The sequence below is a fragment of the Microvirga sp. HS2 genome, assembly GCF_055792805.1.
On record NZ_JBVVAJ010000030.1, the window covers coordinates 1 to 25,368 of the forward strand.

A 25,368-nucleotide genomic window follows, 5' to 3' on the forward strand; every position below is an offset into this window, starting at 1 on the left:
TACAACCTCGATGCTCTGCGCCCTCAGATCGAGGCCGCCTCCCGCAACCGGTCCACGGATGCCGGGCACCAGGGAACCCCGTGACCTGCTTCCCACGATCACCGTCTCCAAAGCGTTCAATGACGCTGTTGCCTGCATGAACAATTCTTAATCTGCAGGCCAGGACACGTTCATGGTGGCAGCCGATATGGACAGAGATGCCGCTAACGCGGCTGAATTCGTTCAGGGAGTTGACACTATGTCAGACCAGATCTCTGTCCGGACCCGTGCGCACGCCAAGCGTGCGCTCGCCTCCGTTGCCGCCGTTGCTTTTCTCGTATCAGGCGTGCTGGGCACGGCAGCCCTCCAATCTGCAACACCTGCTTTCGCACAAAGCACATCGCCAGCCTCTCCCGTGGTCAATGACAACCCAGGCGCGTTCTCGTTCGCCGACGTGATCGGAAAGGTCAAACCGGCTGTCGTCGCGGTGCGTGTGAAGCTCGAAAGCACCACTTCCGACAATCTTCCGTTCTCCTCACGAGATCTCGATCAGATCCCTCCGCAGTTGCGAAACCTCTTCCGCTTCTTCAACGAGAACCGCCAGCCGCAATCGCATTCGGGTCAAGTTCTGGGATCAGGCTTCTTCATCTCGGCCGACGGCTATGTCGTCACGAACAATCACGTCGTCGAACATGCCGGAAGTGTCCAGGTTACGACCGACGACGGCCGAACCCTGCCGGCGAAGGTCATCGGCACCGATCCGAAGACGGATCTTGCGCTGGTGAAGGTGACCGAGGGCGGCAACTTCCCGTTCGTACATCTCGCCAAGTCCGAGCCCCGCGTGGGTGACTGGGTCGTGGCGATCGGCAATCCCTTCGGCTTGGGCGGCACCGTCACGGCCGGGATCGTCTCGGCGCGAGGCCGCGACATCGGGGAAAGCCAGTACGACGACTTCCTGCAGATCGACGCTCCCATCAATAAGGGCAATTCGGGTGGCCCCACCTTCAATCTCGCCGGTGAGGTTGTCGGCGTGAACACCGCCATCTACTCGCCCTCCGGCGGCAGCGTCGGTCTCGCCTTTGCGATCCCGTCGGATACGGTTCAGTCGATCGTCTCCCAGCTTGAAAAGGACGGAAAAGTCATCCGCGGCTATCTTGGCGTGCAGATTCAACCGCTCACGAAGGATCTCGCCGACGGCCTCGGGCTTTCCTCCCATAAGGGTGCCCTGATCGACCGTGCGGAGGACGGCACACCGGCTGCCGATGCAGGCCTCAAGGCTGGCGACGTGATCACGGCGGTGAACGGCGAGGCCATCTCCAATGCGCGCGAACTGTCCCGCAAGATCGCAGCATTCAAACCCGGGACCACGGTCCAGCTGACCTATCTGCGCCAAGGCAAGGAGCAGACATCGAGTGTGCGACTCGGAAGCCTGCCGGATGAAAAGACGGTCAGCGCCGAGACAAATCCGGAGAGCGGCGCGCAGCTCGGGCTTCGTCTGGCGCCGGCCCCATCGGTACCCGGGGCCGGGAGCGAGGGCGTTGCCGTGTTGAGCGTCGACCCATCCAGCGCCGCCGCGGCGAAAGGAATCAAGGAGGGCGACGTTATCCTTGAGGTTGCTGGCCAAGCTGTCGCCACGCCGGCAGATGTCAAGGCAGACGTACAACGAGCACGGCAAGACGGGAAGAAGGCGATCCTTATGCGGATCAGGAACCAGGACGGGACACGCTTCGTGGCCATCACCATGCCAGCTACGGGCTGAAATACCAGCGAAACGTAAAATCTATTGCTGCTTCTATCCACGCGTTCTTTGGCGGCGGGCCAGACGGCCTGCCGCACGTTATCTGTCAGTGATTTTCGGATCGATGTGTGCGAAGTACAAGCCTTTGATGGCTTCGTTGAAGCCGAGACAGCAAACGAGCGCAAACCCGATGATCCAGGCGGTCTGGGTGAACGCCAGGGGCCGCAGTCCGGCCAGTCCATACATGCCGATCAATATCCCTGCGAGCGCATCGGCCGCCAAGGCTGCCACGAGAATGCCTCCCGGCCAGGAGGCCCAGAATGCCCTGCGTTCGCGGATCGATACGATCGAGAATACGGAAAAGAACAAGAGCGCCTGAAACGTGAACGTCTGAAGCTGGCCCGGATGGTGACCGAGATCGAATTGGCGCCACCCCAGCGCCAGCAGCACCAGGGCTTCGGCGAGCATGGCCAGGCCGAGGATCACGGCAAGCGTCACCAGCGAACCGATGTTCCACGTCTCGGGCTTCTGCGATGGCCGGACCCGATCCGTCGAGAGAGCGATTTTGACGAAGTCCGTCATGAACAGCAGCAGCACCATCCCTAAGGCGGAGATGACGAACTGACCTGTCAGGAGGAATGCGATGACGACGAAACCCGCCTTGAGAATCGTGCTGCCGATCTTGTTGATGATCCATGTGAGAACACGCTGGTAGATGGCCCGGCCGTTCCTGACGAGGTCCACAATGCCTTCGAGCCCCTCGGTCGTCAGCACGACGCTCGCAGCCCGCTTGGCCACGTCCGTAGCGCTGTTGACGGCGATGCCGACCTCGGCCTGGCGGAGAGCCGGGGCGTCGTTCACGCCGTCGCCTGTCATGCCGACGATATGATGGGCACTCTGAAGCCCCCTGACGACGAGGAACTTGTCCTCCGGGAACACCTCGGCGAAACCGCTCGAGGCTTCTACGAGCTTCCTGACCATGGCCTCAGAAGCGTCTCCCGCCGCCCGCAATTCCGGGGCGCGGATGACGTCGCCGAGACCCAGCTCGCGTGCAACGCCACGCGCAACGGGCAAGGCGTCACCCGTCAGCATCTTGACCCTGACCCCTAGCGAATGGAGTTCGTCGATGAGTTGGCGCGAGTCGGGTCGGGGGGAGTCTCGCAGCAATGCCAGGCCGGCGAACTGCCATGCTCCCTCGCCCTCGGCCTGCGCAACGGCGAGGACGCGAAAACCGTTCTGCGCCTCCGCAGTCGCGCAGGCCTCCAGCATGCTCAAGGTCGTGGGATCGAGTCCGGCCTGCTCCGCTACGGTCCGCAGCGCGCCTTTCATGACGCGAACCTGACGGCCGCCATGCGCGACGGTGGCCTCGGTCCGGCGGGTCTTGGGCGAGAACGGCGTGAACGACAGGATCCGGGCCGTTTCATCAAGCAATTTCCTGTCGCGGGCCGCTCTCAGGAAGGCGAGGTCGATCGGATCCTGATCGGCCTCGTTCGAGGCTGACGCGCCCCAGCGCAGGACATCCGCCTCGGAGAAGCCTGGCTGAGGCCGAGCGCCCGCGAACGAAAGCCGGTTCATCGTAAGGGTTCCGGTCTTGTCGGCGCAGACGACGTCCATGTTCGCGGCGTCCTCCGCCGCGCTGAGCCGGGTGACGAGGACGCCGTGACGGCCGAGCTCCATCGACCCGACAGCCATGCTGACTATAAACATCACGGGAAGGGCAACCGGCACGGCGCTGATCAGCAGGACCAATGACAACAGCAGAATCTCGGAAAAGGGCAATCCCTCGGCGATCGCGGTGACCACCGTCACCGCCACGAGGATCCCGACAATGGCGGAGAGCCACTTGACGACCCTGGCGATGACCTCCTCGACATGCAGCTTTGGATGGGCGCTCGCGACGAGCTGAGTGGTCCGGCCGAAATACGTCCGTGGCCCAGTCGCAACCACAACCGCAGTGGCCTCGCCCTCCCGGACGACCGCACCCGAATAGAGCACGTCGCTGCTGGTTCCGGTGATGTCCCGAGACTCCCCTGTGAGGGCCGACTGATCAACCTGCACGGTTCCCTCGATGACCCGCACGTCGGCCGGAACGAAGTCTCCGGACCGCAGCCGAATGACATCGCCATGGACCAACTCTCTCGCGGGGATCGCCTGCCACGCTCCGTCGCGCAAGGCGCGCGCACTGACCTGCAGCCTGCTCCGCAGGGCTGCCACGGCCGTGGAGGCTCGCTGCTCCTGCAGGAAGCTCAAAACGGCATTCACCGCCAGGAGCAGGAGGGCAATCCAGACATCGGCCCATTTGTGGAGGATGAGGGAAACGATGGCGATCAGCTCGATCATCCAGGCCGAGAGGTTCCAGAACTTGGCAGCGAAGCCAAGAAGGGGGTGAGCCTTTCTGTCGGGAACATCGTTAGGCCCCTCTTGCGCCAGCCGCTTGGTCGCCTCGTCCACCGAAAGACCCCGATCACGGCTCGTTACGATGCCCGAGGGCGTCGACTGACCCGACCGGCCGAGCGCCTCCCTGGTCACCTCTTTCCGAGGATCGATCATGCCTTGGCCCGGACAGAGAGGACCGGACAAGGTGCGTGGCGCATCACGGTTTCGGCGACGCTGCCCGCGAGGGCGCGCGTGAGGCCGCCGCGTCCGTGGCTGCCGATCACAATGATGTCCGCGGGCCAGTCCCGCGCGGCCTTCACGATCTCCTCCCCGGGCGCTCCTTGCGGAGTGAACTGCAGCACCGACAGTCCCGCCGGCAGCCGTGCGCGGAAATCGGCGATCACTCTTGCGCTGTCCTGCCGGGCGAGGATGGCCAACTCCTCGGCGGGAATGCCGGCGTCCGGTGCAGCGGCCAGGTCGATCACGTGGATCAGCGCCACCTCGGCCGTCAGCACACGCGCCAGTTCGGCACCGACGTCAGCCGCATGGGCGGCAATCGGGTTATCGTCCACGGCGATCAGGACCTTCTGGAAACTCATGACGGGTCTCTCCCATCCTGCCGCAGGCAATGGTGAGCCTATCCCAGTGCCGCTGGAGCAATTTGAGGAAGATCAAGACTCACCGCTTTCAAAGTCGCTGATCTGCCCGCTCGTGCTGACACGCCCTCCGCCCCATCCGAAAGGCATGCTGTCCTGAGTGCGGCAACTAGGCCGCTGGATCAGGTACCGTGTTCCCCGGCACCCCGATATGTTCATGACCTACGGAATGAACGAGCAACCCTGCCCCACTTCAGCGGCGCCCCGGCGCGGGTGATCGCACCGGGATAGACCGCAACCGACTGGATGAAGGCAGCCTACCGCTTCCCCATCGGAAAATTTCCGGTCATCGTCAAAGGCGTCGCCCAGGACACCGGCTACGGCATCGCGCCAGTCGACGAGGTTGGAGCGAAGACCATCATCGACTATCTGAGCCGCAACGATGGCTCGGGCGGACCGACGGAGATGAAAGGCTCTCCCGCGTCCTAGGTCGTTGACCTTCATCTGCCGACAGGATTCAAGGATTGCCTGATTTGAACTGGGACTGCTCCATTTCCAGATAGATACGGTAGGCGTTCCCGCGGTTGTTGCTTTCAAAGGCAGGCAGGTCCTTGTACTTCGCCCAGTCCGTCTGCGCATAAGCCATGCCGAAATCGACCCAATTCTCCACTGCCTTGCGCATGGCAGCGCGAACGAACACAATGTAGTCGCGCGTGAACGCGATAGCTTCCTGCGCATTATCAGATGCTCGCCCATGCCCAGGGATAATGAATGTCGGGTCCAGCTTTCCGACCTCGTCGAGAGCCTTCAGCCATGTTGTGGTACTGACGTCATCGCTGTTCATGAAAGGGATGCGGCCGCTCTGAACGATGTCACCGGCAAATAGCACCCGGTCCGGCTCCACCATCATCATCATGTCGCTCGATGAATGGGCCGGGCCGGCATACAGCAGAACAAAGCGCTTCCCGCCCAGGGAGACGGTCGCTCGATCCAGGAAGGTGATCTCGGGAGAAACGACGCGCGTGTTCTCGTCGACCCATGGAAAAAGCGCCTGCCGACGCTGATCGAGCCGCTGGTTGGCTTTCTCATCAGCTGTATCTTCGTTCTCTTTGTACTCGGCTGCACGTTCCTGTGCGATGATCACCGCCTGACTGTGATCCTTGAAGGCCTGGAGACCGTAGATGTGATCCGCGTGATAGTGGCTGACCACGACGTAGCGAACAGGTTTATTTGTCTTGTCGCGAATCCGTTGCAGCAGGTCCCATCCGAGGCTCGGCGTCCCTAGAGCATCGAACACAACGACTCCATCCTCCGTGACGACGAAGCCGGCGTTCGAGGTGAATCCCTCATTCGCTTTGTCAGGGATTCCAGGCTGGCCTACGGCGTAATATACGGACGTTCCTGGCGCCTGCTGAATAGCAATCGGCTTCGTGAGCGGTGGGTAGGGGGGCTGGTCGGCGGCACGGGTAGCGGGTGCACCCAAGACCGTGGCAATCCAAACCATCACGCCCCCGATGAAGGCAACGCATCGGGGAGTGGCGACAACATTTCGAGCGTTCAGTTCATTGCGAGACACGTTCCCATCTCCGTCCCGTGCTGAATAGGCTGCCCAGTGTATTCGGACGCACGCGCTAGGCGCCTATCATGAAGCCAAACGCCAAGCGCCGGAAGATGGAATTCCTGCTCAGGTCCGGCTTGACGTCATCCGGCCGGGCGCGACTAGGTGGACAAGCCATGCCGCACCCGGTCACTCATCGAAACGCGGATGCACGGGCCGGGCAACAAACTCTCCGTTTATCCGCGTTGACTAAACTAGGTATCGAACCTACAGTCTTGGTCACGCCCATAGTAACGTTGTTGGCGGCCCATCCGTCTGCATGTGCAGAATTCATGGTCCGAGCGTAACTTGGGAGGCACGATCATGATCCGGAGATTCCGATCGGTGCCGAACTGGCCCCTTCGGAGCGATCCCCCGGGCGGCAATGTCGCCGGAAGACGCACGTTCCTGAAGTGGGCGGCAGCCTCGACCGGCAGCACTCTCATCGGCTCAACCTCATCGGCTATGGCCACGGGCGAAGCGGCTTTCTCCACACAGGAGGACCCGGATTGGTCAAGAATGCTTGGTCCAGGCGTCGTCGACCACCCCTACGGCCAACCCTCCGAGTTCGAGAAGGACGTCATCCGCCGAAACGTTCCGTGGCTCACGGCTACTCGTGAGTCCTCAGTCAGTTTCTCGCCTCTCCAGGATCTGCACGGGATCATCACGCCGAACGGCCTCTTCTTCGAGCGTCACCATGCGGGCGTACCGACCGTCAATCCAGGCGAACATCGCCTCCTAATTCACGGCCTTGTCGAACGCCCTCTCGTGCTGACGATGGAAGACATCGAGCGCTTCCCGGCCGTATCACGGATCCATTTCATCGAGTGCCCGGCCAATGGCGGCATGGAGTGGCGCTCGGCGCAACTCAACTCGCTGCAATTCACTCACGGGATGGTCAGCTGCGCCGAATGGACAGGCGTCAAGCTCTCGACGCTGCTCCAGGACGTGGGCCTGAAGCCCGAGGCCAAATGGCTTCTCGCCGAGGGGGCGGACGGCGCGCACATGACCCGCAGCCTGCCCATCGAAAAGTGCCTAGACGATTGCCTCGTCGTTTACGCCCAGAATGGAGAAGCCCTCCGGCCGGAACAGGGCTATCCGCTGCGCCTCGTCGTGCCCGGGTGGGAAGGCAATGTAAACGTCAAGTGGTTGCGTCGCCTCAAGCTTGGCGACCAGCCCTGGATGACCCGCGAGGAAACGTCCAAGTACACGGACCTTATGCCGGACGGCACGGCGCGTGGGTTCACCTGGGTTCTCGATGCGAAATCCGTCATCACCCTTCCCTGCCCTGAAAAGCCGTTGCAAGGGCCCGGACTCTATGAGGTCAGAGGTCTCGCCTGGAGTGGCCGGGGGCAAATCAGGCAGGTCGACATCTCCATGGACGGCGGCGTCAACTGGCAACGCGCGAGGCTGCACGATCCCGTTCTCCCGAAGGCCCTGACGCGGTTCTCACTCGAATGGCGCTGGAACGGAGCCCCTGCCCTGCTGGAATCGCGGGCCCTGGACGAGACCGGCTACGTGCAGCCCACGATCGCCGACCTGCGGCGCGTGCGAGGCACGAACTCGGTCTACCACAACAACGCGATTCAGACATGGCAGCTCAAAGCCGACGGGAGCGTCGCCGATGTCCAGCTGTCCTGAACTCCGTACCGGCATACTCGCACTGACGATAGCCGGGGCATTCCTCGGCCCCCTCCCCGTGTGGGGCTCCGAGTCTGGGCGCTTTGAATATGGTGCTCCGGCGTCGCCGGAGCAAATCGCCGGATGGGATATCGACGTTCGCCCTGACGGAGCAGGCCTCCCCCCTGGCCACGGTTCCGTCAGCCAGGGAGAGGAGATCTTCCAGCAGCAATGCGCTCAGTGCCACGGAACATTCGGCGAGGGCGCCGGCAGGTACCCGAAACTCTCCGGCGGCGAGGGAACACTCAAAGGCGACCGCCCGGAGCCCACTGTCGGCAGCTATTGGCCTTATGCCTCGACCCTGTGGGACTACGTCAACCGTGCGATGCCGTTTCAGGCACCGCGCAGCCTTTCGGCGGACGAGGTCTATGCGGTGAGCGCCTATGTCCTGAACCTTAACAATATCGTCGGCAGCGATTTCGTCGCCGACCGGAACAGCCTTCCCACGGTTAAGATGCCCAACCGTGACCGTTTCACCTGGAGCGATCCACGGCCCGATACGGCCGCGAAGGCCTGCATGGAACATTGCCGCGACCCCGGCGACGTGAAGATCGTATCCACGGCCGAAGGAAGCACGCTAACGCCGCGGACAACCGGACCCTTAGATGAAATGGAGCCGCAATAGCACTCGCCGTGGCTAACGGGAGGAGGCGTACATGAAGCCTGCGCGTAGCCTGATCCGAACGATGACGCCGGCGGTATTCAGCGCCTGTCTGGTGCTCCTTAGTGGTAGAACGATTGCACAGGCTCAGAATCTCGATGGAAAGGCTATCGCTTTCGATCGCTCCAAGGGCAATTGCCTCTCCTGTCACAACATCCCGGGCGGCGACCTTCCCGGAACCATCGGTCCCGCACTGGCGGACCTGAAGAGCAAATATCCCAACCGCCAGGATGTCGTCGACATCATCCATGACGAAACCAGGCGCAACCCTCAAACCGTCATGCCGCCTTTTGGGCGCAACCTCATTCTCACCGACCAGGAAATCAGCGCAGTGGTTGATTTCCTCTACAGTCTCTAAGTTCAGCGAACGCCGTGGAGGAGAACTCATGGCATCGATCGAAGAGCTTTTGATAGTTGGCGGAACACGCAGAATCTTTCTGAAGGGAGCCGCCATCGGCAGTCTCGCGATGCTGGGATTGACCGATGGGACCCTTGAAGCCTGGGCTGCGGCCGAGGCGTCCGAGTGGCCGGAGAACGCTTTCAAGCAGAAGAGCCAAGCCGATACTGTAAAAGCGCTCTACGACAAGAGCGCGGAGCCTTCGGACCAGGTGAAGCTCGAGGCTCCCGAAATTGCGGAAAACGGCGCCGTCGTTCCGATTTCGGTGACGAGCTCGCTCCCCAACACCACGTCGATCTCAATTCTCGTCCTTGAGAACCCGTTCACGCTCGCGGCCTCCTACAAGATCTCCGAAGGGACGCTGCCGTCCGTATCCAACCGGCTCAAGATGGCCAAAACCAGCCAGGTCGTCGCGCTCGTCGAAGCGGACGGCAAAGTTTACAGCGCCAGCAAGGAAGTCAAGGTCACGGTCGGCGGCTGCGGCGGCTGATCGGCAGGCGACAAGCCCGGAGGAAGATCTCATGCCATCCACCATTCGCATCCGTGCCGTCGCGAGCGGCGATACGACCGAGGTCCAATCCCTGATCCAGCACCCAATGGATTCCGGCTTCGTCAAGGATTCCAAGGGTGAGCTGATCCCTCCGCACTACATCGAGGTCGTGCGTTTCGAGCACAAGGACAAGACCGTTTTCACGGCCTATTGGGGACCGGCGGTGGCAAAGGATCCCTATCTCAAGTTCAGCTTCAAGGGGGCCCAGAAGGGTGACGAGTTGAAAGTGAGCTGGGTCGACAACAAGGGGCAGTCGGATTCGACGGTGGCCAAGATCATGTGAGCGGAAAGGGCCACCAACGGGCCGGCCGCGTCCGAGACGAGACAGGGAGGAGCCAACCATGGTTCGGAGTTCTCTATTCGTGATCGCCATGGCACTGGGGGCTGCCGGATCTGCCATGGCGGCGGACAACGTCGACCCGCAGGCGGACTTCAAAGCCTTCCGAGCCTACTTCCAGCAGAAATTCCCGAACGTCCAGCTCGATGATTATGTCAACGGTCCATATTCGATGGACGAGAGCATGCGCAAGCAATGGGAGGAGAAGGAGCAGTTTCCACCGTATGAGTTCGCTCTCGAAGAAGGAAAGCAGCTGTTCGAAACACCATTCAAAAACAAGAAGACCTATGCCGATTGCTTCCAGAACCAAGGCATCGGCATTCGCCAGAATTATCCCTATTTCGACGACAAATCGGGCGAAGTCATCACGCTTGAACTGGCTCTTAATCGATGCCGTGAGGCAAATGGCGAAGAGCCTTTATCCTATACGGGTGACCAGATGGCGGCACTGACGGCCTATATGGCCTACACGTCCCGGGGGAAGCCGTTCGACATCAAAATCTCGAATGATCCGCGGGCGTTGCAAGCCTACGAAAAGGGCAAGGAATACTTTTACACCCGACGCGGCCAGCTGAACTTCTCCTGTGCGAGCTGCCACGTCCAAAGCCCAGGCGAGCGCATCCGCGCCGAGGTCCTCGCTCCCGCGCTCGGGATCCTCGCCGCCATGCCGATCTACCGCTCCGAATGGGGCGGAATGGGCACGATCAGCCGCCGCTTTACAACCTGCAACAGTCAGGTGCGCGCCACGCCGCTGAAGCCACAGGACGAGCTGTATCGCGACGTCGAATATTACCTTTCATACATGAGCAACGGGCTGCCGATCGCGGGTCCGGGTGCACGGCCTTGAGAAAAGGATTTCATTCGCGTGCCGCCGCTCACACGGAGGGCGGGAGGCACAGACCGAAGATGGGACACGTCATGAACAGATCATTGTGGGCGCTCACGCTGATCACCCTGGCCGCAATCCTGCCCCAGGCCGTCACTGCCGCAACCGAAGAGGACTTCAAGACGGCCTATGCGTCGGCGCAGGCCAAGAACGCGGAAGCAGGCAAGCTCAAGAACCAGTGGACCACCACCGATGCGACCCTGAACGATGCTCAGCAGAAGGCTGGGTCTGGAAATTATGACGAAGCCGTGCGTCTCGCGAAACACGCAGAAGCCCTCGCGGTGGCCTCCATTGCCCAGGTGAAGGAACAGGAGAAGGCCTGGAAGGCAGCAGAAATTCGCTGAAAGCCCCGCCGACAACCGATAGGAGACCTGTCATGCGTCCAGACCGCCGGGATGTGCTGAGGCTCCTCACAGCCACCGCGCTGTCGGGCATGGCGCCTCGCATCTGTGCAGCGGCTTCGGACGAAAACCTTTATGATGTCGGCCGGTTCGGCAATGCCAGAATTCTGCACATGACGGATACGCATGGGCAGCTCGAGCCGGGTTACTTCCGCGAGCCGAGCATCAATCTCGGGATCGGGCCGACCCAGGGGGTGCCGCCGCATCTCGTCGGCCAGGCGTTCCTCAAACATTTCGACATCCAGCCGGGCGGCCGGCTGTCCCATGCCTTCACGTTCCTCGATTATGAGGAGGCCGCGCGCCGGTACGGCCAGCTCGGCGGCTTCGCGCATCTGAAGACGCTGATCGATCGGTTGAGAGCCGATGCCGGTCCCGGCAACTCGGTTCTTCTGCTCGATGGCGGCGATCTCTGGCAGGGAACGGGCCTCTCGAACGAAATGCAAGGGGCCGATATGGTCGAGGCGGCGAACCTCCTCGGCATCGAGGCAATGACGGGCCATTGGGAATTCACCTATGGCGAAGAAGCCTTGCGGCGCAATCTCGATCAGTTCAAGGGCGAGTTCCTGGCCCAGAACGTGTTTCTGACCGAGGAAGCGGCGTTCAGCGACGCGCCAGCCTTCGATCCCGCGAGCGGACGGGTCTTCAAGCCGTCCATGATCAAGGAAATCGGAGGATATCGGGTCGGCATCATAGGCCAGGCGTTTCCCTATGTCCCGATTGCGCATCCGAAGCGCTTCGTCCCCAACTGGACGTTCGGCATTCGCGAAGGGGATCTGCAGGTCCTCGTGAATCGTCTCCGGGCCGAGGACAAGGTGGACGCTGTGCTGCTTCTTTCCCACAACGGCATGGATGTCGATCTGAAGCTCGCCAGCCGCGTGACAGGCATCGACGTCATTCTCGGTGGACATACCCACGATGCCATTCCGCGCCCGAGCGTCGTTTTGAATCCCGGTGGGCGAACCTTGGTGACCAATGCGGGATCGAACGGGAAATTCCTGGCTGTGCTTGATCTCGACCTGGCGAAGGGAGCCATCAAGGACGTTCGCTACAACCTGCTGCCGGTCTATGCCGATCTGATCAAACCCGATCGTGAGATGCAGGATCTCGTATCACGGCTGCAGACCTCCCGCGCAGAACATTTCGACCGGCGCTTGGCGACAGCCAGCGAACTTCTATACCGCCGAGGCAACTTCAGCGGGAGCATGGATCAGGTGATCTGCGACGCCCTGCGGCGCGAACTTGATGCGCAGATCGCACTCTCGCCCGGCTTCCGCTGGGGACCGACGATCCTGCCGCAGCAGTCGGTCACCATGAAAGATGTTCTCGCCGAGACGGCCATCAGCTACCCGGAAGTGTATGCCCAGGAGATGAAAGGTGCGCAGATCAAGGACATCATGGAGGATGTCTGCGACAATCTTTTCAATGCCGATCCCTATTACCAGCAGGGCGGCGACATGGTCCGCGTCGGCGGTTTGAACTACGCCTGCACACCTTCAGAAGGCATCGGGCGAAGAATTTCGGATCTGAAGCTTGAGGACGGTCGAGCGATCGAACCGGACAAGACCTATAAGGTCGCAGGATGGGCTTCCGTAAACCCGCAGGACGGCAAGCCGGTGTGGGATGTCATTGCAGCCTATCTTCAGGCCGAGAAGACGGCGCACGTCGAAAGACCCAGTCGCGTCGAGATCAGGGGCGTGTCCGGAAATCCCGGCATGGCGAACCTATGAGGCTCGGACACGCAATCCTTCGAACGATATTCGCCGCGGGGTTGGCGGCTCTCGCATGGCAGGGTTCGGTCGAACCCGCGACCGCTCAGGAAGCCTTGCCCGCAGAGAAGCCCTTTGCCGAGCATCATCTCGTTCTGCAGTTGTCCGACGCAGCGCCAGAGAAGGCGGATCTTGTCATCAGCGTGGCCAACAACCTTCTGAAATTCTACGGCCCTGACCAAATCGCCATCGAGGTCGTGGCCTTCGGCCCCGGGGTCCATCTGCTGGAAGCGGACAGTCCGCGTCGAGACCGTGTCGATAGCCTCATTGCCCAGGGCGTCCAGTTCGACGTCTGCATGAACACGATCGACACGATTGAGCGTCGCTCGGGCAAGGCTCCTGACCTCAATCCGAAAGCTGTCCGCGTCGAGGCTGGGGTGGCCCAGATCCTCACGCTGGCCGAGAAGGGATACACGTTGGTGCGCCCCTAGAGACACAGGAGGTGATCATGCTGAGCCGGATCTCGCTCATCGCGGCGTTGCTTATGGTGCTGGGTATCGGGCCCGGTCGTGCCGATGGCGCTGAAGGCGCGCAAGGCCATCGCCTCGCCATACAGGTGGATCAGAGCGATCCGGCGGTGATGGAGCTGGCCCTGAACAATGCTGAGAACGCGATCGACTACTACAACCACCTCGGCCAGGAGGTTCAGGTCGAGGTCGTGGCTTTCGGCCCGGGACTCAACATGCTTCGGGACGATAGCTCACCGGTCAAGGACCGCATCAAGCGGATGAAGGAAGACAGCATGCCCGCCGTCACCTTTTCGGCGTGCGGCAATACGAAGGCGGCTATGGAAAAGCGAGAGGGCAAGCCGATTACGATCCTGCCGCAGGCGAGCATTGTGCCCTCCGGCGTCGTGCGCCTGATGGAGCTTCAGGAGCAAGGCTGGAGTTACATACGCCCCTGATGGATTCGAAGTCCCATTGGTCCTGGTATCCCGGAGAGGTGAGATGAAGCGCGCCGCGTTGATTTTGGGAGCATGCCTTGTTTCCGGCCATCCCGGAGCAGGTTTCGCCGAGGAACCGCTTGTTTCCTATAAGTCCCTGTCGCCGGAGGTCGCAGTCGATCTCGCCACAGCGGCTCTGGAAGCGTGCCGCGCGAAGGGGTTCCAGGTGGCGGTTGCCGTGGTCGATCGCTTCGGCCAACCACAGGTGATGCTGCGCGACCGCTTTGCCGGGCCCCATACGCCACCGACCGCCACAGGCAAGGCCTGGACGGCTGCGAGCTTTCGAACCAACACAAGGGACCTCATCGGCATCAGCCGGCCGGACCAGCCACAGGCTGGCCTGCGCAATCTGCCCAATGTGGTCCTCCTCGGCGGTGGCGTCATGATCGAGGCGGGCGGATCCCTGGTTGGTGCGGTGGGGGTCTCCGGTGGCCCCAGTGGCGACGACGATGAAGCCTGTGCCAAGGCAGGGATTGATGCCGTGCGTGAGAAACTGGAGTTCTGAACTGCCGAAAGGCCCGCGCAGCGTTACGCACGTGGTCGCTTGGATTGGTCTCCCGAGCGGTGCGAGCCACTTCTTCGATTCAGACTCGGGTATATTTCAAAGTGCGGGCTCTATCCTGGGCTCTGCCAAGGCAGTCTCAGGACGGCTTACCGCCACCGAGCCCGACGTCAGCGCCTGCAGGCGCGCTGGTCCCAAGTGCCGCAGGATCTCCTGGAACGAAGGGTGCATCGACCCGTCGAGATAGGTGTAGGAGACCGCTGTCAGCCCCGAGGCGACGATCTCCCTGACCCGAGCCTCATCTCTCGCTTGCTTGGCCGCCACCATCATGGCGGCCCCTGCCTCGACCGTGTATGCGGGGCAGGCAGCCCCGCCATCGAACCGCGCGCCAGGCTCGGTCGGGCTGGCGTTGAACACGTAGCGGCGTCCGCAGCTGGCGACCTTCGGCGGCCGGCGCGTCGTCTCGAAATGGTCCGAACCCTCCTTGAGGTTGCGCCAGAACGCGATGTGCGGGCTGGCCCGGTGCTCCGCCAAGTTCTTCGGCGTCATGCGGAAGGGAAAGGAGTGAATCGGGAAGCCCTCCTGCCCACCCCTGATGGCCTCCCGCGCCAGGGCGAAAAGTTCCGCGGCGCCGTCATCCGTCATGGCAAAGCAGCCCGAGGATGAACAGGCACCATGGATCATCAGCGCCGAGCCCGTGCGGCCGAGGGCTTGGTCCAACTCGTTCGGGAAACCGAGGTCGAAGGAGAGATAGTAGGCGGAGTTCGGGTTCATCTGGCCCGCCCGCACCGTGTAGAACCCCTCCGGCGTCTGCCGGTCGCCCTCCTGCATCTTCGGTCCGAGTTGCCCCGACCATCGGCAGACCGGGTATGTCTTGAGAAGACCGTATTGCCCGGTCCGATCACGTTTCCAGACCTCCAGTTCCGCTTCCTTCTTGAAGACGCGGATGAGGATGGGGTCGGAGACCGTCATCCCCTTCGCCTGCATGCTGGCGACCAACTTCGGAGGCACCGGTTTCAGGTGCCTCTGATCGCCGATGGTCACGCAGCCCGCCAAGGCTGCGGCAAGGATCACTCCGCTCAAAACGCTACGCGCCGAGTTCATCCGCATATCCAGAATCTTTCATTCAGAATCGAATTGTGACGTTCCGATCAGCGGACGCCCGGCTCAGTTGGCGGGGGACGCCGCCTTCCCCGCATCCGACTTCTTCAACTCTTTCAGCTTCTCCCGGATGGGTTGGAATGGCCCGAGCCGATGCTGCTCCTGGCTGAAGCCGTCCACGTAGGGACCGTAGCCCGCATCGACCGGCTTCTGCAGCCGGTTCGGGAAGTCTTTGTCGAGATCGGCTTTGGTGGGGCGCGGCTGGGATTGGATGAATGCGGCGACATCCCACGCATCCTCCGCTGACACGACAGGCGCATCATAGGTCGTGCCCAGCGGCATGTTGCTGTGGATGAAGTTGGCCGCCGAGATCAGCCGGTTCATGCCCGCGCCGTCGTTGAAGCTGTCCGGTCCCCACAACGGTGGAAACTGATAGCCCTGGGCATCGCCTGCGGTGCCCTTCCTGACGCCCTGCCCGTCCGCCTGGTGGCAGGCGGCGCACGCCTGCGCATAGACCTCTCGGCCATGCTCGATATCGGCCGCCCGGGTGAGCTCGGGGATGCTGCCTGAGCCGCGTCCCTCGGTCTTGCCTCCGATGGGACGGTCCGTGGATACGAACTTGATGTAGGCGACGAATGCCTTCATCTCGGCGGAGTCGACAGGCAGCGGCTTGCCGTTCATGCTGCGTGTCATGCAGCCGTTGACGCGATCCTCGATGGTGCCGACCTCCCCTTCCCTGGAGCGGTATTGGGGAAAATCGCCAAACACGCCCACGAAGGGCAGGCCGAACTTCTTGGTACCGGCGTCGAGATGGCAGCTCTGACAGGAGAGGTTGTTGCCGGCGTAGCGCTTGGTGGCGTCGGCGACCTCGGGCCCGAGATGGGCGTAGGTCGCAACCGTCAGATCCCGCCCCAGACGCACCGCCTTGCCCCATGCGTCGTCCGGCAATGTGTCCACGTCGGGCACAATCCATGCATCATTGGCCGATGGCTTCGTCTGTTCCGCAGCTTTAGCCGCAGCGGCGGTAGCCTGCGGCTTGCCGGACGCAGCTGTCGGGGTTGATGCGCTGCCGCTCGCGGCGATCTGCCGAGCGGCCGAGTGTTGGTTTGACCGCCTCTCGGAGCCACTGGTTAGGCCTGCATAAGAAAGGACTGCAATCCCCGCCACGCCATAACTGATCAGCAGCTTCCAATCCATGTTCGTCCTCCGCGAATATTCTGGCGTGGCTTATGCTTCGCCAGGCCGCTCCTCGCAGACGCTCAGCCCAACCTTAAGGCAGTCTTAAGGGCGAGGCCGCGTAAAGAACGACGGCTTGCTCGCTTAAGAAGGGCAGACGGCCTCGCCGCATGTGTCCATCGCGGCGACGATCCTGCCTATGGTCTTGGGGCCAGGATAGCCCAGAACTCCGACCCCGGCCGCCACGAAGGAGGGCGTTGCTGCGAGACCCAGGTTGGCCGCGAGCTGGATCTGCTCGCGCAGCATCCCTCCAACCTTCTCGCCGTCGGCCGCGGGCTCGATCTGGCGCCGGGAGACACCGAGAGCCTCGGCGACCTTGAGCGCCCGCGCGCCGTCGTTGGTGCCCGACATCGCGAACAGCCGCTGGTGGAACTCGTAGGCCACGGCCGGGCCCTTCAGCATGAGAAGCGCCAACTCCACCTTGGCGGCCTGCATCGATCCGAGTGACAGGATGGCGTTGTTGATCAGTCCGACGCGCAGTACCGGCCTCTTCTTCACGAGAGCATGCAGGTCCTTCGCCGCCACGCGGCAATAGGGGCAGTTGTAGTCGTAGAACTCGTAGAGCGTGACGGCGGTGCTCTTCGAGCCGACCCAGATTACGCCGGGCAGATTCTCGATCTCGCCCGTCAGTTCGACGGGCAGGCGCGTGTTGGGGACGGGCTTGCCATCGTCACCCTTCAGCGGGTGCCAGCCCTCCCCGCTCTGGGCTTGGGCAGTGTTGAACGAAGGCGCCATCAGAAGGGTGAGCGCAGCGCCCTGGATAAGTCGGCGTCGGTCGAAGGTCATCATGTCATTCCAATCCAAATTCATGTCGCGGAAATGCAGCGACGGCCGTCACAGGACGACGACTTTGGCGCCGGTCGGCACGCGGCTGTAGAGATCGATGACATCCTGGTTCATCATCCGGATGCAGCCCGAGGACACGGCCTGTCCGATGGTCTCCGGCTCGTTGGTGCCATGGATGCGGTAGAGCGTGTCCTTGCCGTCCTTGAACAGATACAGGGCACGCGCACCAAGCGGGTTGTCGGTGCCGCCCTCCATGCCGCCAGCCCATTTCCTGTAGCGGTTCGGCTCGCGCTTGATCATGTCGGGTGTGGGTGTCCAGCGCGGCCATTGCGCCTTGCGGTTCACGGTTGCCGTACCCTTGAACTCCAGGCCCTCCTTGCCGACGCCGACGCCATAGCGCAGCGCCTTGCCGCCCTCCTGCACGAGATAGATGAAGCGGGCATCGGTATCGATGACGACGGTCCCCGGCTTCTCATTGGTGGCGTAGTCCACGAGCTGGCGTACGTTGCGCGGCTTGAGGCTGGCCGGATCGACGCCGGGAACCGGGTGCTTGTCGGTGCTCACGGCGGCATAGCGCTGAGCCGTGACGGGATCGACCATGGGCGCCGCAGCGACCGGAGGGGACGCAGGAGACGTCGTGTTGCAGGCGGCCAGAGCGGCCGGCAGGATCAGGACGAAACTCCGGATGAGACCTGCCGGCTTGAAGAGCTTGAACATGAAAGTCCTATCGGTGAGGGAGAAAACGGCGGAGGAAAAGCCAGGAGGGCTACTGCTTGCTCTGCGCGCGGGCGTCGGCGACCGCTTTTCGGAACTGCGCGTAGGTGAGCGCTCCGGATGCCTTGAACGGACCGATCAGGTAGACCGGCGTTCCCGTCAGCCCGAGCGCATCGGCCTGGTCGAGGTTGCGCTGGAGCAGCGCCTGGATCTCGGCGCCATGCTGCTTCAGGTCCGCGTTCAGTCGCTCCATGTCGACGCCGGTCTTCCGGACTGCTTCCGTCATCGTCTCCGCACTGATCCTGCGGCCCGGGATGCCCATGAGGGCATGGTGCACCTGCTCGTACTTGCCCTGCTGCTTGGCGGCCAAGGCGAGTTGGGCACCGTGGAGGGATGCTGGCGTGAGGATCGGCCAATCCTTGTAGACCAGGCGGATGTTGCCGTCGGCCTTGACGAGCTTCTCCAGGTCCGGCGCCGACTGCTTGCAGAAGGGACAGTTGTAATCGAGGAAGGCCACGATGGTGACGTCGCCCTTGGGATTGCCGCCGACGGGCGCCTGCGGATCGTTCAGGATCGCATCGACCGAGATGGCTTTGTCCTGGGCCTGAGCCGGAGCGGTGGGCAGGATGAAGGCGAAGGACAGCGCCGTCAGAACGGCCGCGAAGAGAGATTGCGTGAGGCGAGGCATGATCGGCTCCTTGATCTTGTGGAAAGACGGTGCGGGTCTAGAGGCCGGCGAGATTGATCGTGTCGAGAAAGAGATTGGCGTCGACGGCTCCCGTCAGGCGGGTCCTGGGGATCTCGCGGCCGTCCTTCGGATGGAGAAAGACCATGGCCGGTGGCCCGGGAACCCGAAGGTGCTCCATGAGCGCCCGGTTGCCTGCATCGACGGCGGTCACGTCCGCACGCACGAGAGCGATGCTCTCGAGCCGCCGCTTGATCACGGGATTGGAGAAGACGCGGGCATCGATGCTCTTGCAGATCGGGCACCACTCCGCCGTAAAGTACGTCAGCACCGGTTTTCTCAGGGTGTGGGCGCGCCTGACCGCCGCATCGAACCCCTTTCGGTTGGTGACAGTGGCGAAGGCCAGTTCCACAGACTGTGCGTGCGTGGGCCGAGGCAGGAGCGCCAGGCCCGAAGAAAGGGCCGCGAATGTCAGGAATGTCCGCCGAGGCCATAGATTCCCAGGGGAACGAGATGAATCGACCGTCATCACGCCCCCGCCGCCGTGAGCTTCTGGAGGAAGCCGTCCGCATCGATCGTGCCGATGGTCCGAGCTGGGACGACCTCCTGCCCCGTCTTCGGGTCGAGGAACAGGATCGTCGGAGGCCCCATGACGCTGAAGCGCTGCATCATCGCACGGCTGGACTCGTTATAATCCGTCACGTCAGCGCGGATGAACGCCACGTCTCTGAGCCGCGCCTGCACGGCCGGATGGCCGAAGACGTTGCGTTCGATCTCCTTGCAGCTCACGCACCACTCGGCGGTGAAGTCGACCAGGATCGGCTTGCCTTGTGCCTGCGCCGTTTGAACCGCCGCATCGAATTGTTCGGGAGTGGTCACGCGAGTGGAGGCAAGCTCGTTCTCAGCGGCCGGCGCCGAACCGCGCGCCAGGAAGGCAAGCGGCTGCAATGGATCGGTAGCCCCACCTGCCGTGCCCACGACCAAGGTGCCGCCATAGAGCACAGCGGCAATCCCCGCCGCCTTCGCCAGTCGGCGAACGGGACAGGTGACCGCAGCGTCGAAGGCGCCGAGGAACACACCGGCTCCGATGGCGAGCAAGGCCCACAGTGCCAGCGATACCTGCGGCGGTGCGATCCGGGAGATCATCGCGATGGCGACGCCGAGGAAGACGACGCCGAAGGCCTGCTTGATGCGGACCAGCCACAGGCCCGACTTCGGCAGGGCCCTGGCCCCCACCGTGCCGTAGACGATCAGCGGCAGACCCATGCCGAGGCCGAGCATGAACAGGGCTGCCGCTCCACGCGTCATGTCACCGGTTTGAGAGACATAGAGCAGCGCTCCCGCCAGCGGCGGCGTCACGCAGGGACCGACGATCAGCGCCGACGTGAATCCGAGAGCAGCCGCGCCGGAGAACGAGCCCCCCAGGCCGGAGGTCCGGCCCGCGATAAGGCTGGTCCACGATGCGGGAAGCTGAAGTTCGAACAGCCCAAACATCGACAGGGCCAGAACCACGAACAGCACGCTCATGGCACCGAGCGCCCATGGCGTTTGCAGGGCCGCCTGCAGGTTCTGACCGGACCAGGCCGCGGCGATGCCGAGCAGGCCGTAAGCCACCGCCATGGCCAGCACGTAGGTCGTCGAGAGCGCGAAGCCCCTCCCCGCGGAAAGCTGGCCTCCGCTGCGGGCGAGCATGCCCGACAGGATCGGGATCATGGGCAGCACGCAGGGCGTGAAGGTCAGCAGCAGACCGAAGCCGAGGAAAGTCGCCAGGACCGAGACGAGGCTGCCGGTCATCCAGGCATTGTCCTGCGGGGCAGCTTGCTGCGCCTGCGCTGTTTCCGACGTTTCACCTGGGAGTGAAGCATCGGCTGATTCCGATGGGGCGTTCGCGCCGGCACTGCTGGCCTTCATCTCCAAGGCGTTGGCATCCGTGACTGCGAGCCTCACGAGGTCGACGGACTTGGTCACAGGCGGATAGCAGATTCCGAGCTTGTCGGCGCAGCCCTGATAAGTCACCTGGAGCGACGGCGGCGAGCCCGCGGCCGTGAGGGCCTTGGCTGGAACGGTTGCCTGCGCGGTATCGTAATACACCTCCGTCGCCCCGAAAGTCGGATCGTCCTTCGGTTTGCCGGGGCTGGTCTCGATCAGAAGCGGGGCGGCGTCGCTCGCAGAAGCCGTGACAATCACTTTATCGCGATAAAGGTAAGTATCCGGGGCAATCGCCCAATTCAGCCTGACACCCCCATCCTCCTCCTTTGCAACGCTGAGGCGGAAGACTTCGTCGGGAGACGGGATCTGGAACTGCGCTCCGGCACTGACCGATCCGAGAAACAAGGCAAACAGCGTAAGACAAAGTCTGACGAGTGTGTGAGACAAGGGAGAACCTCGAATCTGGAATGATTGCCTCCCCATCCGCCCGGCCAACCTTAAGGCAGCCTTAAGGTGGAGCCTGGACCAGCCACGACATGCAAGCAATTTCCATTGGTCCTCTCGTCTTCGCCGGTGATCGCTTCGCCGCCATTGTCGGCATCGGCGTCTTCATGGTCGTAACATCGATCATGTCCTCCCGACTGGATCACCGCATCGGGCGGTGGTCGACCTGGGCTCTGATCGTAGGGCTGACTGCGGCCCGTCTCGGTCACGTCGTAGAAAATGCATCCAGCTTCGCCGACGAGCCATGGCGGATTCCTGCAGTCTGGCAGGGTGGCTTCGCCTGGCAATGGGGCGCCGCCGGGGTTGCGCTCGTTTCCGCGGCTCTGGTGAGGACGCACCGGGCGGCCATCGGGGCGGTTGTTGGTCTCGCCACGGCGCTGTTTGCCTGGAACGTGATTTGGCAGCTGACCAATGCCACACCCTCGACGCCGATACCCAATCTCGCACTGGAGAAATTCGAGGGAGGTTCAACAGCTCTTACGTCCTTCGTCGGCAAGCCGGTCGTCGTGAACCTGTGGGCGAGCTGGTGTCCGCCCTGCCGGCGTGAGATGCCGATGATGGCGGAGGTGGCTGCCACCAGAAGCGACGTGACGTTCCTGTTTGCGAACCAGGGCGAGAAGCGCACGACCATCGAGGGCTACCTGGACAGCGAAAAGCTCACATTGTCCAACGTGCTATTAGATGCTCGGATGGACCTACCCCGTCATTACGCCACCCCGGGCCTACCTGTGACACTCTTCATCGGGGCGGACGGAAAGCTCCGGTCCGTTCATGTCGGCGAGATTTCCCGTGAGGCTTTGACCAACGCAATCAGCAAATTGCTGGCCGAGTAGCCAACGTCGCCTCAACCGGCTTTCGTGCCACCAGATTCACGAGGCCTGACATGCCATGATGTCGGTCCCACCTCGATCATGCAGCCGTGCTCCCGCAGGTGGCGAATCTCAAGGTCGTGAAGAATGTCTCGACCATCGCCACCAACAGGTCCGGAAAGCAGCGATCCCGCGATCCCTCCGGTGTGGGGCGTCTGATGCCGTCAGCCGGCCGGACAGCTCATGGCAGATTGAGTTTGATCACTCTCGTCAAAACGCTATCTTTGTTTCGCGCCAAGCATTCGATCAACATTCTGGAAACAACGACAGCATGTCGACCATAGACGCTTTTGCCCCTGATCTGTTCAAGGGCCGGACTGTTCTGATCACCGGCGGAACGAGCGGAATCGGGCTTGCCTGCGCCAGGGCCTTTCGAGATCTGGGAGCCCATGTAACGGCGACGGGAGCGAGCAAGGCCGAGCGGATGCGCGCGGAGGACGAGGTGAACAATGCGGGGATCTCGTTTGCGGTCCTCGACGTGCGTGACAGCTCGTCGATCGACCATTTGCTTGCGCCTTTCGACCGCTTGGATGTCCTGGTCAACGCCGCAGGCGTGATCCGCCGCGACATGGAGCACGATCCGGAGGTCTTTGCCGACGTCGTCGCCGTCAATCTGACCGGAGCCATGCGGGTCTGCTCCGCCGCCCAAGCAAGGCTGCGTGAGACCAAGGGGTCCGTCGTCAACATTGCATCCATGCTCACCTTCTTCGGCGGTCCCCGGGTTCCAGCCTACAGCGCCTCGAAAGGCGGCGTCGGTCAACTGACGAAGAGCCTTGCCGCCGCATGGGCGACCGATGGAATCCGCGTCAATGCCGTCGCACCGGGCTGGATCGCAACGCCGCTGACGCAAGCCCTTCAGGATGATCCTGAGCGCAGCCGCCCTATCCTCTCCCGCACCCCCATGGGCCGGTGGGGCACACCCGAAGAAGTGGCTGGCGGCGTCGTCTTCCTGGCCTCGCCCGCGGCCCGTTTCGTGACAGGCGCCATCCTGGCCATCGATGGCGGTTATCTGACGATGTAATGCAAAAGAGCGAACAGGAGCAGATCGCATGTCCGGTCCAGAATCCACTTCCCCGGTCGCAGCCATGAACGACAAGTGGGTGCCTTACAAGCACTCACAGCCGAAGGATTCTCCTCCGGAGCTCGTGATCCCGAACGCCATCCCCACTGACGAACGGATCTGGGTTCCCGTGGAGGAGAACGTGTGGTTTCGCCCGCTACTGCTTGCGGCATCACGCGGGTACTGGATGAACCTTCTGCGCGTGCGGAAGTCGGGCGTGCTCTCGCGCCATCGCCATCCTCAACCGGTGCATGCCTTCGTGCTGAAGGGGGAATGGCGCTATCTGGAACACGATTGGATTGCGACCGAGGGCTCCTATGCGTACGAGGCTCCCGGCGAGACACATACGCTGGTCGTCGATCCGCATGTCGAAGAGATGATCACCCTGTTTCAGGTGAACGGCGCCATGATCTATGTCGACCCGGACGGCAATGCGACCGGTTTCGACGACGTCTTCACCCGGATCGAGAAGTGCCGGTCGCACTATGCGAAGAACGGACTCGGCGCCGACTACATCGATCAGTTCATCCGCTGATCGCGGCCTAAGCCGGTTTCGATCGCCTGATCATCAGCCCTGATCCTAGAGCGCCACCCTCCTGGAACGCAGGGCCATGATCAGCACGGGCGCGAGCCAAACGAGCAGCGTCGCGACACCCAGCCCGCCGGCAATCGGCCGTTCGAAGAATGCGAGAAAGCTGCCGTCCGACTTGATCATGGAAGTCACGAAGTTCTCCTCGAGCATCGGCCCAAGCACGATTCCGAGGATGCAGGGAGCGACCGGAATCCCGTTCTCCTCCATCAGGAAGCCGAGCACGCCGAATGCCAGCATCACGGCTACGCCGAAGGTGGAGTTGTTGATCGCGAAGGCTCCCACGATGCAGAACATGAGAATGCACGGCATCAGGATCTCCCGCGGGATGCGAAGAATGGTCCGTGCTCCCCTGATGGCAGCCCAGCCCAAGGGCAGCATCACCAGGTTGGCCAGGATGAAGATGATGAACACCGCATAGATGTATTGCGGATTGTTCAGGAAGATCGTCGGCCCTGGATTCATGTTCTTCAGGTAGAGCACGCCGATGACGATAGCCGTGATGCTGTCGCCGGGGATGCCGAAGACCAGCGCCGGGACCCATGCGCCCGCGAGCGCCGCATTGTTGGACGACGTGCTCTCGATGATCCCCTCCACGTGCCCCTTGCCGAATTTCTCAGGGGTACGGGACATCTTCTTGCTGACGGCATAACTCACCCAGGCGGCGATATCGGCGCCGGCTCCCGGCAGCGCGCCGATGACCGTGCCCAGCACGTTGCCGCGCAGCTGCTGGGGCCAGTACTTCACCATCATCCGCCCCCAGTCGCGGAAGAGATTGCCGATCACGGCCTGCGGCACGGCCTGGATGCTGTGGGAGATGGCGAAACGGAATATCTCGGACACGGCGAACAGACCGATCATCGCTGCAACGAAGTTCACGCCGCCGGTGAGTTCCGCATTTCCGAACGTGAAGCGGGGCACGCCAGCCGGATTGTTGAGCCCGATGGTCGAAACAAAAAGGCCGATGAACAGGCTCACGAGGCCTTTCACCGGCGATCCGGTTCCGATGAAAACGGCACAGGTCAAACCGAGCAACGCCATCCAGAAATACTCGAAGGAGCTGAACTGCAAGGCGACCTCTGCGAGGGCAGGAGCCGACATGATCAGCACGACCGTTCCAAACATTCCCCCGATGGCCGAGAAGAGGAGGTTGGCGCCGAGCGCGATCTCTCCCTCGCCGTTGCGGGTCATCATGTACGCTTCGTCCGTATACGCCGCGGACGCTGGCGTTCCCGGGATGCGCAGCAGCGTGCCGGGAATGTCACCGGCGAAGATGGCCATGGCGGAGCAGGTCACCATGGCTCCCACGGCTGGAACAGGATCCATGAAGAAGGTGACCGGAACCAGGAGCGCGATCGCCATCGTGGCGGTCAGGCCCGGGATCGCCCCGACCACGAGCCCGAACAGGGCTGCAAGAAGGATCGTCATCAGCACCGACGGCTGGAACACGAGGCCGAAAGCTGTCTGGATCGCGCTCATGGCATCA

The 25,368-nt window shown here is 62.5% G+C and carries 27 protein-coding genes; 16 read left to right on the forward strand and 11 right to left on the reverse strand.

What is annotated here, in order from left to right; genetic code table 11:
• Positions 1-238 precede the first annotated feature (238 nt).
• Complete coding sequence (locus ACS5Q0_RS20940) at positions 239-1,738, forward strand: Do family serine endopeptidase (protein WP_473128589.1); 1,500 nt, start codon at positions 239-241, stop codon at positions 1,736-1,738.
• Positions 1,739-1,816: 78 nt separating this feature from the next.
• Here the strand turns inward: ACS5Q0_RS20940 and ACS5Q0_RS20945 are convergent, their stop codons facing one another.
• On the reverse strand, positions 1,817-4,267 hold the full coding sequence (locus ACS5Q0_RS20945) for a plasma-membrane proton-efflux P-type ATPase (RefSeq protein ID WP_473128590.1): 2,451 nt from the start codon (positions 4,265-4,267) through the stop codon (positions 1,817-1,819).
• Positions 4,264-4,692: a universal stress protein gene (locus tag ACS5Q0_RS20950; protein WP_473128591.1), complete on the reverse strand. Its 429-nt coding sequence runs from the start codon at positions 4,690-4,692 to the stop codon at positions 4,264-4,266. Before ACS5Q0_RS20950 ends, ACS5Q0_RS20945 begins: the two co-directional genes overlap by 4 nt.
• A gap of 303 nt (positions 4,693-4,995) precedes the next feature.
• Here ACS5Q0_RS20950 and ACS5Q0_RS20955 point away from each other — a divergent pair, with 303 nt between their 5' ends.
• Positions 4,996-5,178 (forward strand): hypothetical protein, encoded by a 183-nt coding sequence (locus ACS5Q0_RS20955; RefSeq protein WP_473128592.1) that lies wholly within the window; start codon positions 4,996-4,998, stop codon positions 5,176-5,178.
• A 28-nt stretch (positions 5,179-5,206) separates the two neighbouring features.
• On the opposite strand, the gene ACS5Q0_RS20960 is transcribed toward ACS5Q0_RS20955, so the two are convergent.
• Complete coding sequence (locus ACS5Q0_RS20960) at positions 5,207-6,265, reverse strand: MBL fold metallo-hydrolase (protein WP_473128593.1); 1,059 nt, start codon at positions 6,263-6,265, stop codon at positions 5,207-5,209.
• A 345-nt stretch (positions 6,266-6,610) separates the two neighbouring features.
• Here ACS5Q0_RS20960 and soxC point away from each other — a divergent pair, with 345 nt between their 5' ends.
• The 11 genes from soxC to ACS5Q0_RS21015 all read left to right on the forward strand — a co-directional run bounded on the left by soxC (position 6,611) and on the right by ACS5Q0_RS21015 (position 14,412).
• A complete protein-coding gene (soxC, locus tag ACS5Q0_RS20965; protein WP_473128594.1) occupies positions 6,611-7,927 on the forward strand; it encodes a sulfite dehydrogenase in 1,317 nt (438 codons plus the stop codon).
• Positions 7,911-8,591 (forward strand): c-type cytochrome, encoded by a 681-nt coding sequence (locus ACS5Q0_RS20970; RefSeq protein WP_473128595.1) that lies wholly within the window; start codon positions 7,911-7,913, stop codon positions 8,589-8,591. The genes soxC and ACS5Q0_RS20970 overlap by 17 nt, the downstream gene beginning before the upstream one ends.
• A gap of 31 nt (positions 8,592-8,622) precedes the next feature.
• Positions 8,623-8,985: a sulfur oxidation c-type cytochrome SoxX gene (gene soxX / locus ACS5Q0_RS20975; protein WP_473128596.1), complete on the forward strand. Its 363-nt coding sequence runs from the start codon at positions 8,623-8,625 to the stop codon at positions 8,983-8,985.
• Between the two features lie 28 nt (positions 8,986-9,013).
• Positions 9,014-9,514 carry a thiosulfate oxidation carrier protein SoxY gene (gene soxY, locus ACS5Q0_RS20980; RefSeq protein ID WP_473128597.1) on the forward strand — a complete coding sequence of 167 codons (501 nt, stop codon included), beginning with the start codon at positions 9,014-9,016 and terminating at the stop codon, positions 9,512-9,514.
• A gap of 31 nt (positions 9,515-9,545) precedes the next feature.
• Complete coding sequence (gene soxZ / locus ACS5Q0_RS20985) at positions 9,546-9,857, forward strand: thiosulfate oxidation carrier complex protein SoxZ (RefSeq protein WP_473128598.1); 312 nt, start codon at positions 9,546-9,548, stop codon at positions 9,855-9,857.
• 88 nt (positions 9,858-9,945) lie between these two features.
• The gene (gene soxA / locus ACS5Q0_RS20990) at positions 9,946-10,758 is read left to right on the forward strand and encodes a sulfur oxidation c-type cytochrome SoxA (protein ID WP_473128648.1); all 813 of its coding nucleotides are present in this window, start codon (positions 9,946-9,948) and stop codon (positions 10,756-10,758) included.
• 71 nt (positions 10,759-10,829) lie between these two features.
• The gene (locus ACS5Q0_RS20995; protein ID WP_473128599.1) at positions 10,830-11,141 is read left to right on the forward strand and encodes a hypothetical protein; all 312 of its coding nucleotides are present in this window, start codon (positions 10,830-10,832) and stop codon (positions 11,139-11,141) included.
• Positions 11,142-11,173: 32 nt separating this feature from the next.
• A complete protein-coding gene (gene soxB / locus ACS5Q0_RS21000; protein WP_473128600.1) occupies positions 11,174-12,925 on the forward strand; it encodes a thiosulfohydrolase SoxB in 1,752 nt (583 codons plus the stop codon).
• On the forward strand, positions 12,922-13,395 hold the full coding sequence (locus tag ACS5Q0_RS21005) for a DsrE family protein (protein ID WP_473128601.1): 474 nt from the start codon (positions 12,922-12,924) through the stop codon (positions 13,393-13,395). Before soxB ends, ACS5Q0_RS21005 begins: the two co-directional genes overlap by 4 nt.
• 17 nt (positions 13,396-13,412) lie before the next feature.
• Positions 13,413-13,868 (forward strand): DsrE family protein, encoded by a 456-nt coding sequence (locus ACS5Q0_RS21010; protein WP_473128602.1) that lies wholly within the window; start codon positions 13,413-13,415, stop codon positions 13,866-13,868.
• A gap of 43 nt (positions 13,869-13,911) precedes the next feature.
• Positions 13,912-14,412: a GlcG/HbpS family heme-binding protein gene (locus ACS5Q0_RS21015; RefSeq protein WP_473128603.1), complete on the forward strand. Its 501-nt coding sequence runs from the start codon at positions 13,912-13,914 to the stop codon at positions 14,410-14,412.
• A 96-nt stretch (positions 14,413-14,508) separates the two neighbouring features.
• Here ACS5Q0_RS21015 and ACS5Q0_RS21020 read toward each other — a convergent pair whose 3' ends face one another.
• The 7 genes from ACS5Q0_RS21020 to dsbD all read right to left on the reverse strand — a co-directional run bounded on the left by ACS5Q0_RS21020 (position 14,509) and on the right by dsbD (position 21,307).
• Positions 14,509-15,513: a L,D-transpeptidase family protein gene (locus tag ACS5Q0_RS21020; RefSeq protein ID WP_473128604.1), complete on the reverse strand. Its 1,005-nt coding sequence runs from the start codon at positions 15,511-15,513 to the stop codon at positions 14,509-14,511.
• A gap of 63 nt (positions 15,514-15,576) precedes the next feature.
• Entirely contained in the window at positions 15,577-16,707 is a 1,131-nt protein-coding gene (locus ACS5Q0_RS21025) for a c-type cytochrome (RefSeq protein ID WP_473128605.1), read from the reverse strand.
• 123 nt (positions 16,708-16,830) lie between these two features.
• Positions 16,831-17,535 carry a DsbA family protein gene (locus tag ACS5Q0_RS21030; protein ID WP_473128606.1) on the reverse strand — a complete coding sequence of 235 codons (705 nt, stop codon included), beginning with the start codon at positions 17,533-17,535 and terminating at the stop codon, positions 16,831-16,833.
• A 45-nt stretch (positions 17,536-17,580) separates the two neighbouring features.
• Positions 17,581-18,249 carry a L,D-transpeptidase gene (locus ACS5Q0_RS21035; RefSeq protein ID WP_473128607.1) on the reverse strand — a complete coding sequence of 223 codons (669 nt, stop codon included), beginning with the start codon at positions 18,247-18,249 and terminating at the stop codon, positions 17,581-17,583.
• A gap of 49 nt (positions 18,250-18,298) precedes the next feature.
• Positions 18,299-18,934: a DsbA family protein gene (locus ACS5Q0_RS21040; protein WP_473128608.1), complete on the reverse strand. Its 636-nt coding sequence runs from the start codon at positions 18,932-18,934 to the stop codon at positions 18,299-18,301.
• Positions 18,935-18,971: 37 nt separating this feature from the next.
• Positions 18,972-19,343 (reverse strand): thioredoxin family protein, encoded by a 372-nt coding sequence (locus tag ACS5Q0_RS21045; RefSeq protein WP_473128609.1) that lies wholly within the window; start codon positions 19,341-19,343, stop codon positions 18,972-18,974.
• Positions 19,344-19,459: 116 nt separating this feature from the next.
• Complete coding sequence (gene dsbD / locus ACS5Q0_RS21050) at positions 19,460-21,307, reverse strand: protein-disulfide reductase DsbD (RefSeq protein ID WP_473128610.1); 1,848 nt, start codon at positions 21,305-21,307, stop codon at positions 19,460-19,462.
• Positions 21,308-21,396: 89 nt separating this feature from the next.
• Here dsbD and ACS5Q0_RS21055 point away from each other — a divergent pair, with 89 nt between their 5' ends.
• From ACS5Q0_RS21055 to ACS5Q0_RS21065, 3 genes are all read left to right on the forward strand, one after another.
• A complete protein-coding gene (locus ACS5Q0_RS21055) occupies positions 21,397-22,197 on the forward strand; it encodes a prolipoprotein diacylglyceryl transferase family protein (RefSeq protein WP_473128611.1) in 801 nt (266 codons plus the stop codon).
• Between the two features lie 307 nt (positions 22,198-22,504).
• On the forward strand, positions 22,505-23,254 hold the full coding sequence (locus ACS5Q0_RS21060; protein WP_473128612.1) for an SDR family NAD(P)-dependent oxidoreductase: 750 nt from the start codon (positions 22,505-22,507) through the stop codon (positions 23,252-23,254).
• 64 nt (positions 23,255-23,318) lie between these two features.
• The gene (locus ACS5Q0_RS21065) at positions 23,319-23,828 is read left to right on the forward strand and encodes a 2,4'-dihydroxyacetophenone dioxygenase family protein (protein WP_473128649.1); all 510 of its coding nucleotides are present in this window, start codon (positions 23,319-23,321) and stop codon (positions 23,826-23,828) included.
• 45 nt (positions 23,829-23,873) lie between these two features.
• On the opposite strand, the gene ACS5Q0_RS21070 is transcribed toward ACS5Q0_RS21065, so the two are convergent.
• Positions 23,874-25,361: a tripartite tricarboxylate transporter permease gene (locus ACS5Q0_RS21070; RefSeq protein ID WP_473128613.1), complete on the reverse strand. Its 1,488-nt coding sequence runs from the start codon at positions 25,359-25,361 to the stop codon at positions 23,874-23,876.
• Positions 25,362-25,368: the final 7 nt, after the last annotated feature.